General features: G+C 36.3%; 13 protein-coding genes. 7 read left to right on the forward strand and 6 right to left on the reverse strand.

What is annotated here, in order from left to right; all coding sequences use genetic code 11:
• Positions 1 to 289: 289 nt before the first annotated feature.
• The 3 genes from D7004_RS05720 to D7004_RS05730 are packed head-to-tail and all read right to left on the reverse strand — an operon-like array spanning position 290 to position 2,692.
• The gene (locus tag D7004_RS05720; protein WP_123204917.1) at positions 290 to 649 is read right to left on the reverse strand and encodes a CoA-binding protein; all 360 of its coding nucleotides are present in this window, start codon (positions 647 to 649) and stop codon (positions 290 to 292) included.
• A complete protein-coding gene (locus D7004_RS05725; RefSeq protein WP_123204918.1) occupies positions 646 to 1,119 on the reverse strand; it encodes a DinB family protein in 474 nt (157 codons plus the stop codon). Before D7004_RS05725 ends, D7004_RS05720 begins: the two co-directional genes overlap by 4 nt.
• Before the next feature lie 31 nt (positions 1,120 to 1,150).
• Positions 1,151 to 2,692, reverse strand: a complete 1,542-nt coding sequence (locus tag D7004_RS05730) for an NAD(P)/FAD-dependent oxidoreductase (protein WP_123204919.1) — start codon at positions 2,690 to 2,692, stop codon at positions 1,151 to 1,153.
• A 107-nt stretch (positions 2,693 to 2,799) separates the two neighbouring features.
• On the opposite strand from D7004_RS05730, the gene D7004_RS05735 reads away from it, so the two are divergent.
• The 5 genes from D7004_RS05735 to D7004_RS05755 all read left to right on the forward strand — a co-directional run bounded on the left by D7004_RS05735 (position 2,800) and on the right by D7004_RS05755 (position 5,870).
• On the forward strand, positions 2,800 to 3,381 hold the full coding sequence (locus tag D7004_RS05735; RefSeq protein ID WP_123204979.1) for a LemA family protein: 582 nt from the start codon (positions 2,800 to 2,802) through the stop codon (positions 3,379 to 3,381).
• An 86-nt stretch (positions 3,382 to 3,467) separates the two neighbouring features.
• Positions 3,468 to 3,908, forward strand: coding sequence for a TPM domain-containing protein (locus tag D7004_RS05740; RefSeq protein WP_123204920.1), 441 nt, complete (start codon positions 3,468 to 3,470; stop codon positions 3,906 to 3,908).
• Positions 3,909 to 3,915: 7 nt separating this feature from the next.
• A complete protein-coding gene (locus D7004_RS05745) occupies positions 3,916 to 4,704 on the forward strand; it encodes a TPM domain-containing protein (protein ID WP_123204921.1) in 789 nt (262 codons plus the stop codon).
• A 196-nt stretch (positions 4,705 to 4,900) separates the two neighbouring features.
• Entirely contained in the window at positions 4,901 to 5,287 is a 387-nt protein-coding gene (locus D7004_RS05750) for a hypothetical protein (protein ID WP_123204922.1), read from the forward strand.
• A gap of 34 nt (positions 5,288 to 5,321) precedes the next feature.
• A complete protein-coding gene (locus D7004_RS05755; protein WP_208646796.1) occupies positions 5,322 to 5,870 on the forward strand; it encodes an NUDIX hydrolase in 549 nt (182 codons plus the stop codon).
• A 129-nt stretch (positions 5,871 to 5,999) separates the two neighbouring features.
• Here the strand turns inward: D7004_RS05755 and dnaA are convergent, their stop codons facing one another.
• From dnaA to D7004_RS05770, 3 genes are all read right to left on the reverse strand, one after another.
• A complete protein-coding gene (dnaA, locus tag D7004_RS05760; protein WP_123204923.1) occupies positions 6,000 to 7,430 on the reverse strand; it encodes a chromosomal replication initiator protein DnaA in 1,431 nt (476 codons plus the stop codon).
• A gap of 451 nt (positions 7,431 to 7,881) precedes the next feature.
• The gene (locus D7004_RS05765) at positions 7,882 to 9,429 is read right to left on the reverse strand and encodes an acyl-CoA mutase large subunit family protein (RefSeq protein ID WP_123204924.1); all 1,548 of its coding nucleotides are present in this window, start codon (positions 9,427 to 9,429) and stop codon (positions 7,882 to 7,884) included.
• Positions 9,430 to 9,542: 113 nt separating this feature from the next.
• A complete protein-coding gene (locus D7004_RS05770) occupies positions 9,543 to 10,073 on the reverse strand; it encodes a DUF7935 family protein (RefSeq protein WP_123204925.1) in 531 nt (176 codons plus the stop codon).
• Between the two features lie 90 nt (positions 10,074 to 10,163).
• Here D7004_RS05770 and D7004_RS05775 point away from each other — a divergent pair, with 90 nt between their 5' ends.
• Both D7004_RS05775 and D7004_RS05780 read left to right on the forward strand, forming a co-directional pair.
• Positions 10,164 to 10,517 carry a HesB/IscA family protein gene (locus D7004_RS05775; protein WP_109925050.1) on the forward strand — a complete coding sequence of 118 codons (354 nt, stop codon included), beginning with the start codon at positions 10,164 to 10,166 and terminating at the stop codon, positions 10,515 to 10,517.
• A 112-nt stretch (positions 10,518 to 10,629) separates the two neighbouring features.
• Positions 10,630 to 11,862, forward strand: a complete 1,233-nt coding sequence (locus D7004_RS05780) for an ABC transporter permease (RefSeq protein WP_123204926.1) — start codon at positions 10,630 to 10,632, stop codon at positions 11,860 to 11,862.
• The last annotated feature ends 27 nt before the right edge of the window (positions 11,863 to 11,889 follow it).

Below are 11,889 nucleotides of genomic sequence, written 5' to 3' on the forward strand. Positions count from 1 at the left end.
AAAGAGCGTTGCCGGATTTCAGCTGTACCTTTCTATATAAATCATGCTAAAAAACTTCTCCCGCAGATTATCGCAGATGAAAATTAAGCTGGACGGTATCTATGTTTAGATGAATAAATATGCCCTGTTTTGAAAGCCATGAACGGAAAACCGGGTTTATTGCACAGTCCCAAGTAATCTAAACCCGACCCTAATGGAAAACCCGCAAGGTGAGGAACGAACCGAGGATTTGGAATGATGGGCGGGACCAACATTAAAAAATCAACAGAAACCTGATTTCCAGAAAAATCTAATATTGACCAGTGCTTAATAAAACCAACGTACAAGCTTCTACAGGCTCAATGCCATGGGCGTTTAATAGTTTTTCTAACTCATAATTTTCAGTACCCGGATTAAAAATAACTCTTTTTGGCTTGGTATCTAAAATATAGTCATGATACTGAGCTTGTAAAGCTGGGCCTATATATAAGGTTACGGTATCTACATCATTATGAATTTCGCCTGGTGCTTCGATTTCAACGCCCGCAACTTCGCCGCGTTTAATACCCACGTTAATGATTTCGTGGTTGAAACGGGTTAACATGTGTGCTGCCTTATAAGCATATCTTGATGGATCGGGAGATGCCCCTATGATAAGTGTCTTTTTCATAAACTAAATTTTGAGAGAAGAGCAATTTGTCCGGAGTGGTACGCATGGTGCTGAACTAAGCCATTTAAAAGTTCAGTTTTAGAAACTCCAGTACCTAAAACACGGTTTCGTTCATCTGTCGTATCATTATTCCAATCACTATCTTTAATGCTTTCGCTGATGCGAATTAATTCTTCATTAGCGATTTTAAAATCGAATATAATTTTTTCCCATGCTTGAGGTGTTTTTTCTACAGGCGAGGGCCAATCTCCCATTGCAGGTTCGGCGGCAGAATTACCACTTAACCTTGAAGAAATCTCTTCGGTCCAGCTGGTTAAATGCATGGCTATCTCGGCAATTGAATGTGCCCCGGGAATTAAATGTTTAAATGCATTTTCAGGTTTTACATTATTCAAGGTTTGCATAACATGGTTTCCATGCCATGCATCGCCATTAAAGGCTTTCTTGATTTCATTGATTATGTTAAACATATAGAATTAACAAATGGTATAATATATAGTTTTAAGATGCTGATAAGATTGCATTGGCACAGTTTATTCCATCAATTGCGGCAGAAACAATGCCACCTGCATAACCTGCTCCTTCGGCACAAGGGTATAAGCCTTTCACTTGAGGGTGTTGATAAGTTTCTTTATCTCTAGGTATTCGAACAGGAGAAGATGTTCTGCTTTCTACACCAACCAGAATTGCTTCATTTGTATAATAGCCTCTTATTTTTTTTCCAAACAATGGCAAAGCAGCTCTTAAACTTTCGGAAACAAAATCAGGTAGAATATTATCGAGCATTACACTTTTAGTTCCCGGCAAATAAGAATTTCTAGGTAAATCGATAGATAATTTATTATTTACGAAATCCATCATTCGCTGTGCAGGAGCAACTAAGCTACCTCCGCCTGCTTCAAAAGAGAGCTTTTCAATTTCGGATTGAAAATTAAGCATTCGTAAAGGGTCATAGCCCTGAACATCATTTAAAGTAACCTGAACAACGGTACCTGAATTTGCGAAAGGGTTATTTCTTTTTGAAGGAGACCAACCATTTACCACAATTTCATTTTCGCCAGTTGAACAAGGCGCAATAATTCCACCGGGGCACATGCAAAAAGAAAATACGCCTCGGGGACCAACCTGTTCTACCAAACTGTAATAAGCCGGAGGTAGAAACTCTGAACGAATATCACAGTGATATTGTGCGGCATCTATAATTTCTTGCGGATGCTCTATCCGAACACCTAATGCAAAAGGCTTAGCTTCAATTAAAATATTCTTACTGTTAAGCAACTCATATATATCCCTAGCCGAATGTCCTGTTGCCAAAATTATATTATCTGCGTAGAGTTTATTTTCATAATTAATTTCGATGCCTTTTACTTTTCCAAATTCGATAATGAGATCCGTCATGCGGCTATCGAACATTACTTCGCCGCCAGCATTAAGTATGGTATCTTTTATAGATGTAATAATGTGTGGCAATTTGTTGGTGCCAATATGCGGACGAGCATCAATAGCGATATCTGGTTCGGCTCCATGATTTACAAAAACTTGTAATACCTTATTAATATCACCGCGTTTATTTGAGCGAGTGTACAATTTCCCATCCGAGTACGTTCCTGCCCCACCCTCACCGTAGCAATAGTTTGATTCGGTATTTACAACACCTTGTTTATTTATTGCTGCTAAATCTCGGCGACGTTGCTTTACATCTTTGCCTCTTTCTATTATGATTGGTTTCAAACCATTCTCTATACATTGTAACGCCGCAAACAAACCTGCTGGACCGGCGCCTATAATTAGTACAGGTTTTGCATCACTGACATTTTGATAGTTAATACTATGTATATTTTGGATAGGTTCTTCATCCACAAAAACTTTAATTTGCAGCCGATATATTACTTTTCTGGAACGTGCATCTATCGAGCGTTTTAATATATGAAAGCCCTTTATCCTGGTTTCAGGAAGTTTTAATGCTTCTGCTAGTTTTTGATTGATAACTTCAGTTTGCTCAACCTGATGCGGGAGCAATGTGATTTCGATATCTTTGTGCATACAACTTGTCAGGTTTTTATCCCGAATTGTAACAAAGGTACAGATTTTGATATCTAATTAGTAAATTGACCAGAATTCAATTAGACTATAAAACAAAAACCATAAAAATGAAAAGATTAGTATTTGGAATTTTAGCTGCTGTAATTGCAGTTACCACTTTAAGTTCATGCGGATATAACAGCATGGTGAAATTGGATGAGAATGTAAAATCGAAATGGGGAACAGTTCAAACCCAATATCAAAGAAGAGCGGATTTAATACCAAATTTAGTTAGTACAGTTAAAGGTGCCGCCAAATTTGAACAAGGAACATTAACAGCAGTTGTAGAAGCACGTGCAAAAGCAACACAAATGACTGTAAAAGCTGATGAGTTAACTCCAGAAAATATTCAAAAATATCAAGCAGCACAAGGTCAGTTAAGTCAGGCATTAGGTAAATTATTATCTATTACCGAGGCTTATCCAGAATTGAGAGCTACACAACAATTCAGTGACCTATCTGCTCAATTAGAAAGTACAGAAAACAGAATTACTGTAGCACGTAAAGACTTTAATGATGCAGTACAAGAATACAATGGCAAAATAAGATCTTTCCCAACCAATTTAACTGCAGGGATGTTTGGTTTTAAAGCTAAAGGTTATTTTGAAGCCGATGCTACCGCCAAAGATGCACCAAAAGTAGAATTTTAAAATTCTGACAACAACATTTGAGGGTAATACATGTTTAAACAATTGAACATTTATTACCCTTTTTTACTTCATTTTAAAATAAAGACATGTCGTTATTTTCGGAAATTGAACAAGATAAAATTGCAAAAGCTATTGCTGATGCAGAAAACGCTACATCTGGAGAAATTAGAATTGCTATTGATAAACATTGCGAAGGTGATGCTTACGAAAAAGCAATTGAATATTTTGCCAAATTGGAGATGGATAAAACTGCACAACGAAATGGTGTATTAATTTATCTAGCCCACGCCGACCATAAGTTTGCAATAATTGGAGACTCTGGAATTAATAGAGTTGTACCAGAAAATTTTTGGGAAACATCAAAAATTGCAATGAATGCACATTTCGCTAAAGGTAATTTAGCCGATGGAATTATTGCAGGAGTTGCTTTGGCTGGTGAAAAATTAGCGCTATTTTTCCCATATCAGCGTGGAGATATTAATGAACTACCAAATGATATTGTTTACCTAAATAATGAAAAAAAATAAATAGCAGATGAAAAAAATATTTCTCTTATCGTTATTTAGTTTATTATTTGCTGTAGCTTTTGCTCAGGATTTCCCTGCTAAACCTTCAACATTAGTAAATGATTATTCGAATGTTTTATCAGCATCACAAAAACAAGCATTAGAACAAAAGCTAGTTTCTTTTAACGATTCTTCTTCAACTCAAATTGCGATTGCCATCGTAAAATCTGTGGGTGATTATGATATAAATGAATATGCGGTAGAATTAGGCCGAAAGTGGGGCGTTGGTCAGAGCGGTAAAAACAACGGTATTATGATTGTGGTAGCCGTTGGAGATAGAAAAATTTCTATCCAAACTGGCTATGGTGTTGAAGGGGCATTGCCAGATATTTATGCCAAACGCATAATTGATAACGATATTAAGCCGAATTTTAAAGCAGGCGATTATTATGCAGGTTTAGATGCCGGCACAACATCAATTATAAAATACACAAAAGGCGAATACAAAAACGACAACCCGAAAGTTGCCTCTAAAAAAGGAGCATCAGGTAGCATAGTAATTATCATCATCATTATTATCGTAATCATTATCATTATGAGAAAAGGTGGTGGCGGTGGTAATGGTGAAATTATTGGAAGCCGTGGTGCATCTAACGCATTATTTTGGGCAATGCTTTTTGGAAGCGGTGGTGGAAGAGGCGGAAGTGGTTTTGGTGGTGGAAGCAGCTGGGGCGGCGGAGGTTCTTCAGGCGGAGGTGGATTCGGTGGTTTTGGCGGAGGAAGTTTTGGCGGAGGCGGTTCTAGTGGAAGTTGGTAGTTTGGTTGGTTAGTTGGTAAACTGGACAATTGCTTAATTGTTCTAGGGATTGTTAAATTGTTGACCGGATACAGATAACTGGCAACTGGCAACTCTCAGCTGGAAACAGGCAACCGATAACTGGCAACTGGAAACTCTCAACTGGAAACAGGCAACCGATAACCGGTAACTCGCATCCGATAACTCATAATTGATAATGTACAGAAAAGATTTAATAACAGCAGAAATTCAGAAGCTTGCCCAGGTTTTAGCCAGAATAATGGGTTTAAAACTCGAAGGCAAAGTTGAAGATGCCAACCAGATTTTTGAAGAAACAATGCGTGGAAGCTTTTTTCTTCCAGTTGAAATCCTCGAAGATAAAAATGCTCTACCTTTTGAAGAATGGTTAATTAATAGTGATTTACCATCAGAGAAACTGGATTCATTGAGCGAATTTTTATATTATGAATTAGGCATTAACAATGAACGTAACGCTATTATTGCGCCAAAACTTAACTTAATTTATAATGAACTTGTTGATAAACATAAAATTGTTCATCTGGTCAATATGCATCGCCAGAAGATAATTCAGCAGTATTTATAATCGAGTGCTTATAAAACCTTTATTAAATTAAAACATGATTATTGAAAAGTGGCAAAAAATTGCTTCAAAATATTTGGTTAAAGAAAAGTGGGCTACTTTAAGAGTTGATACTTGCAAATTACCAAATGGAACAATAAAAGATGACTATTATGTGCTTGAATATCCCAATTGGGCTAATGCTGTTGCTTTAACAAAAGAGGGAAAAATCATTTTGGTTAGACAATATCGTTTTGCTGCAGATATTATTTCTCTAGAAATTCCTGGCGGTGTAATTGAGGATGGAGAAGAACCTGAAGTTGGAGTTAAGCGGGAGTTGCAGGAAGAAACTGGTTATAGTTTTGAAACCTGTGAGTTAATTGCTACGCTTTATCCTAATCCTGCAACATCAACCAATAAAACATTTACCTACTTATTAAAAGGCGGAACTAAAACGCATGAGCAACATTTAGATGAACATGAGATTTTAAATGTTGAAGAATATACAGTCGAAGAGGTAAAACAACTTTTAAAAGATAATAAAATAGACCAGGCATTACATGTTGCGGCTTTGTTTTACGGTTTGGCTGAAATTGAGAAGTTATAATCGATAATAAAGTATTCAAAAATACTTCTGACTTCAAAATTAATTCTAAAAAAAATGCCTGACTATTTAAATCAGGCATTTTTTATTTTAAACAAGATGGTTAAAGGATTTATGCATTCATCCTTAATCTTAGCTCATTTTTAATTTCTTTTGAATATCGTGTACGTAAGCTTTAAACTTTTTATCTGTATCAATTAAATCTTCAACCGTTTGGCAGGCGTAAATAACCGTACTGTGGTCGCGGCCACCGAAGAAAGCACCAATTGTTTTTAAAGATGATTTTGTATGGCTTTTTGAAAGATACATTGAAATTTGACGAGCTTGCACAATTTCGCGTTTACGCGTTTGCGATTTAACCATATCGACCGGAACCTCGAAGTATTCGCAAACCAGTTTCTGAATGTATTCCATAGAAATCTCTTTCGAAGTATTTTTTATGAAGTTCTTCAGCATTTGTTTAGCCAAATTTAAATCTATTTCTTTTTTATTTAATGTTGCTTGCGCTAATAGTGAAACCATTGCTCCTTCTAACTCACGAACGTTATTGTCGATGTTGTGAGCAACATATTCTACAACCTCTCCTGGCAATTCGATACCATCGGCATACATTTTCTTTCTTAAAATTGCAATACGCGTTTCTAAATCAGGAATTTGTAAATCTGCCGACAAACCCCATTTAAAACGACTCAACAAACGTTCTTCTAAACCAGCTAAATCTTTCGGTGCTTTATCTGAGGTTAAAATAACCTGCTTTCCTGATTGATGCAGGTGATTAAAAATATGGAAGAAAATATCCTGAGTTTTTTCTTTTCCGGCGAAATTGTGTACGTCATCCATAATGATAACGTCCATTGCCTGATAAAAATTAACAAAATCGTTAATCGTATTATTTTTTAATGAGTCAACAAACTGTTGGCAAAATTTCTCACAACTAACATAGATAACCAATTTATCTGGCATACTGCGTTTGATTTCGTTACCTATTGCCTGTGCTAAATGTGTTTTTCCTAATCCAACACCACCATAAATCATTAATGGGTTGAATGACGTGCCACCTGGTTTTGCAGCTACAGCATAACCTGCAGAGCGAGCCAAACGATTGCAATCTCCTTCAATATAATTTTCGAAAGTATAATTAGAGTTTAATTGTGGATCAACATTTAGTTTTTTTAATCCTGGGATGATAAACGGATTTTTAATATCCTTATTAATCGATACCGGAATGGGCATAGATTGAATTTTTGCTTCTGCCCCATTTCCGTTAGAGGGCATATTTGTAGTGTAAGGACTTCCGGTGTTTGATGATTTATCTACAACAATATTATATTCTAACCGGCCATCCTCTCCGAGTTGTTTTTTAACAGTTTTACGCAGCAAGCCTACGTAATGCTCTTCAAGCCATTCGTAAAAGAACAAACTCGGTACTTGAATGGTTAAAACCTTACCTTCTAATTTAAGGGCTGTTATTGGCTCGAACCAGGTTTTAAAACTTTGGTTCGGGATGTTATCCTTAATAATTTGAAGACAGTTCTTCCACACTTCTGTACAAGTTTTTTCCATTGCGATTTCTATAATTTATTGGTTTACAGTGCCGATTCGAATTTACGGAATGGTCCGTTTCGGGACTACGAATATTGATAAAATTATCAACATTTGAAACAAAAATTTCAATTATTTTGTAACGCATTCATAAGCAGTTACCTACCACGCTTAACCTGAATTTTTAGTGTGGATAACTATTTATTAACATCAGTTTTCCACAATAAAATCGATTTAATGCATATACAGCCCTTTATTTCGAATCTGACAGAGAAAAGCAAAATCCAAGCCAATAGCTGGGTTGGTGAGGCTGTTTTGCATGAGTTCTCATCATTTAAACATCGAAACAACTGAAAGCAAAGGGCTTATGAACCAACAAATAAAAACCTGTCGCCTTTGTGCTATTTACGACAAAAAAATTGTGGTACTAATTCCCCACCTAGGGCAAATCTATAATCCACAAAATGATTAATTAATACTCACCGAAGGTATTTCTCAGAACATCGGCAATCTCTCCAAGGGTTGCATATTTCTCTACAGCATCTATAATCAAAGGCATTAGGTTAGTATCTGTTTTAGCCGCATCACTAATTAAATTTAATGCCTTTGTCACCGCCACATTATCTCGCTCGGTTTTTATCTGTTCTAATTTTTGAGTTTGAATTTTACGAATAGAATCATCGATATTAAAAACTTCGGTAATGCCTTCTTCTTTTTGAGTAAATTTATTTACACCAACTGAAATCCGGCTACCATTTTCAATTTCATTTTGATATTGGTATGCTGCCGATGCGATTTCCTGTTGCATGTAATCACTCTCAATTGCATTTACAGACCCGCCCATTGCATCAATCTTTTCGATATATGCCCAAGCCGCAGCCTCAACCTCATCTGTAAGATTTTCTACAAAAAAAGATCCTGCCAAAGGATCGACAGTATCTGTTACACCGCTCTCAAGACCGATAATTTGTTGGGTTCTTAAGGCAATTTTAGCGGCAGCTTCTGTTGGTAATGATAGCGCTTCATCATAGCCATTTGTATGCAAAGATTGCGTACCACCTAAAACAGCTGCCATTGCTTGGTTGGTAACCCTTATAACATTATTTAAAGGTTGTTGAGCAGTTAAAGTAGAACCACCTGTTTGAGTATGAAAACGAAGCATCTGCGCTTTCTCATCAGTCGCACCCAAATCTTTTGTAATTTTTGCCCACATCCTTCTTGCTGCTCTGAACTTCGCAATCTCTTCAAAAAAGTTGTTGTGGCAATTAAAAAAAAACGATAATCGCTTAGCAAAAACATTAATATCCAAACCCTTGTCAATCGCTGCTTTTAAATATGTTTTACCGTTAGCGAGTGTAAATGCCAATTCCTGAACTGCGGTTGAGCCTGCCTCGCGAATGTGATACCCGGAAATAGAAATTGTATTCCACTTTGGTACTTCTTTACTACAGAACTCAAAAATATCGGTAATTAAACGCATCGATTGTTTTGGAGGATAAATGTAGGTTCCTCTGGCAGCGTATTCTTTTAAAATGTCGTTTTGTATCGTTCCTGATATTTGCTTTAAATCTGCTCCCTGCTTTTTTGCCAATGCAATGTACATGGCAAGTAAACTCGAAGCAGTTGCATTAATCGTCATTGATGTGGTGATATTTTTTAGTTCAATTCCATCAAATAAAATCTCTATATCTTTTAACGAATCGATGGCTACACCAACTTTTCCTACCTCTCCATCAGCCATTTCATGATCTGAATCATAACCAATTTGGGTTGGCAAATCAAAAGCTACAGATAAACCAGTCGTTCCCTGATTCAACAGGTAATGATAGCGTTTATTCGATTCTTCTGCAGTAGAAAAACCTGCATATTGTCTCATTGTCCACAACCTACCACGATACATATCTTTCTGAATACCTCGGGTAAAAGGAAATTCACCCGGTCTTTCCTCCATTGGCCTTGCCGATAAATACAATTCTTTAATTTCGATGCCAGATGAGGTGGTATGTTTTTTATCGCTCATAATTTGATTGTATATTGGTTCAGTAGTTCATTAGTCAATGGTACATTGGTTCATTGGTAACTCCTTCAAAATTTAGACTATTGCAAGTTTCCAATTTCATCAAAAGCTCGTGATCAGAACAGTTTTTGAATATCCTTTTTTATTAACTCAATAGTTAAATCGTAAGGATTTTCGTCAATGCTGGCCATGTGCTGCAAAATTGCCTTGCTTAATTCTATTCCGTTGGCTTCAGCTGGTAATCCTTGCACTGCATTATTTATCATCGCGATGGTATCATCTTTCAACTTGCGCACAACATTCCAGGTAATACTATCTACATAAAGTTGTTGGGTTATATTATGCTGATATTCTGTTCGAATCTCATTTAAAATACCAGCTTGCAATACTGCAATACCAATGCCTTGTTGATGAAGGCGAACCAATAAATTAGCTGGATTAATTCTATCGATAAAAATGATTAAACGCTCGTGCGCCTGTAATCTCAAAGGCAATAAATGGGCTCTTGATTCTTTATTCAATTCAACCGTTTTTAAATTAAAAAACCGCTGTATATCGCTTTTCAAAAAATGATAAATTGCAAATAAGGCTATAAAAACTCCTATTGCAAGGGTTAATACATCTGTTAAAATTTGTGGTGTGCTCATGGTATTGTTTAAGTACGGTAATTTTAAAACCCGATAAAAGCAAAAATGTGCATTATTATTTATATTTGTGATAGATTAAATTTAAATAACATGAGCACAACAGTTGATACCGCATTTGCACCAGTTACTTTTTCTGAAGGTGCAGCAAAAGAGTTATATAAATTAAAAGATCAGCAAGAAATTGGTGATGATTATGGTTTACGTGTAGGCGTTGAAGGTGGTGGTTGCGCAGGTATGAATTATATTTTAGGCTTTGACCAAAGAAAAGATGGCGACCAGGAATATTTTATTGATGGCATTAAAGTATTTATGAACAAAGCCCACCAAATGTATTTAATGGGAATGATGATTGATTGGCAAGATGGTTTAAACTCTCGTGGTTTTACATTTGTTAATCCTAATGCAACCAGCACCTGCGGTTGCGGAACAAGTTTTTCGGCATAAAGAAAATTAAATTGTAACATAATATACAGTCCCCTTGTCTAAACATCGGGACTTTTTTATTTTTAAAGCAATTTGCTGAAAATATGTCTTATCGCAATTACGCTTATAACTAATGAATTACAGAGAAAACATCAGGCTGGCCTTACAATCTATCAAAAGCAATCGGTTACGTACCATGCTTACGGCTTTAATTATTGCGATTGGTTTAAGTGCACTTGTTGGTATTCTAACAACACTCGATGCTGTAAAAACCAGCATGACTCAGGCATTTAGCAGCATGGGTGCAAATTCATTTACCATACGTAACCGCGGTACCGGGATTAGAATTGGTGGACAAGGGAAAAGACCAAAACCATTTAAAGCCATTCGCTTTGAAGATGCCGTAAAGTTTAAAGATAGCTTAAACACACCTGCAACTGTAGCGGTAAGTGTTTTTGCAAGTGGTGGTTCTACTGTTAAGAATGGCAGTTTAAAAACGAATCCAAATATTAATGTTCAAGGTATTGATGAAAACGGATTAAATTCTCAAGGATTAAGTTTAGCCGAAGGAAGAAATTTTAGCAAATCGGAAGTAGAACTCGGTAGCAACGTTTGCATTGTAGGTAGCGAAATTGTTGATAAGCTATTTAAAAATGTAGATCCAATGGATAAACTTATAAACGTTGGCAACAATAGGTTTAAAATAGTTGGCGTTTTAGCAACAAAAGGCTCGAGTATGGGTTTTAGTGGCGATAGGGCGGTTTATGTACCGCTTTTAAAAGCAAAGCAGATTAATGCAAACGCCAATCCATCATACACCATTACAGTAATGGTTCCAACCAACGATATGCAGGAAAATATTATTGGAGAATCTACTGCATTATTTAGAAACATCAGGAAAGTAAAAATTAACGAGCCAAACAATTTTGAGATTACCAAAAGCGATGCAATTGCTCAAACGCTATTTGAGCAACTAAACTATGTTGTTTATGGTGGCATAGCGATAGGTGTAATTACATTAATTGGTGCATCAATTGGACTTATGAATATTATGCTAGTATCTGTAACGGAGAGAACAAGGGAAATCGGAATCAGAAAAGCAATTGGAGCCAATCCTAAAGTTATTCGTCGCCAGTTTTTAATAGAGGCAGTAGTAATATGTTTAATGGGTGGTAGTTTAGGGATATTTCTTGGAATTCTTATAGGCAACTTAATATCGTTTGCAATGGGCGGCTCTTTTATAATCCCTTGGCTATTTATATTCGGAGGTTTTGTTATTTGCGTTGGCGTTGGTATTTTATCAGGTTATTATCCTGCAAAAAAAGCATCGAAATTAGACCCGGTTGAGGCATTAAGATACGAATAGCTATAAACTACAGAAAATCTTTCTTGT

Origin of the sequence: Pedobacter jejuensis (assembly GCF_003725795.1) — a bacterium.
Classification (GTDB): Bacteria; Bacteroidota; Bacteroidia; order Sphingobacteriales; family Sphingobacteriaceae; genus Pedobacter; species Pedobacter jejuensis.

Bases quoted from the DNA above. Each gene is read 5' to 3' on its own strand.
- D7004_RS05720 (WP_123204917.1), bottom strand. From the start codon at position 649: ATGAAAAAGACACTTATCATAGGGGCATCTCCCGATCCATCAAGATAT.
- D7004_RS05725 (WP_123204918.1), bottom strand. From the start codon at position 1,119: ATGTTTAACATAATCAATGAAATCAAGAAAGCCTTTAATGGCGATGCA.
- D7004_RS05730 (WP_123204919.1), bottom strand. From the start codon at position 2,692: ATGCACAAAGATATCGAAATCACATTGCTCCCGCATCAGGTTGAGCAA.
- D7004_RS05735 (WP_123204979.1), top strand. From the start codon at position 2,800: ATGAAAAGATTAGTATTTGGAATTTTAGCTGCTGTAATTGCAGTTACC.
- D7004_RS05740 (WP_123204920.1), top strand. From the start codon at position 3,468: ATGTCGTTATTTTCGGAAATTGAACAAGATAAAATTGCAAAAGCTATT.
- D7004_RS05745 (WP_123204921.1), top strand. From the start codon at position 3,916: ATGAAAAAAATATTTCTCTTATCGTTATTTAGTTTATTATTTGCTGTA.
- D7004_RS05750 (WP_123204922.1), top strand. From the start codon at position 4,901: ATGTACAGAAAAGATTTAATAACAGCAGAAATTCAGAAGCTTGCCCAG.
- D7004_RS05755 (WP_208646796.1), top strand. From the start codon at position 5,322: ATGATTATTGAAAAGTGGCAAAAAATTGCTTCAAAATATTTGGTTAAA.
- dnaA (WP_123204923.1), bottom strand. From the start codon at position 7,430: ATGGAAAAAACTTGTACAGAAGTGTGGAAGAACTGTCTTCAAATTATT.
- D7004_RS05765 (WP_123204924.1), bottom strand. From the start codon at position 9,429: ATGAGCGATAAAAAACATACCACCTCATCTGGCATCGAAATTAAAGAA.
- D7004_RS05770 (WP_123204925.1), bottom strand. From the start codon at position 10,073: ATGAGCACACCACAAATTTTAACAGATGTATTAACCCTTGCAATAGGA.
- D7004_RS05775 (WP_109925050.1), top strand. From the start codon at position 10,164: ATGAGCACAACAGTTGATACCGCATTTGCACCAGTTACTTTTTCTGAA.
- D7004_RS05780 (WP_123204926.1), top strand. From the start codon at position 10,630: ATGAATTACAGAGAAAACATCAGGCTGGCCTTACAATCTATCAAAAGC.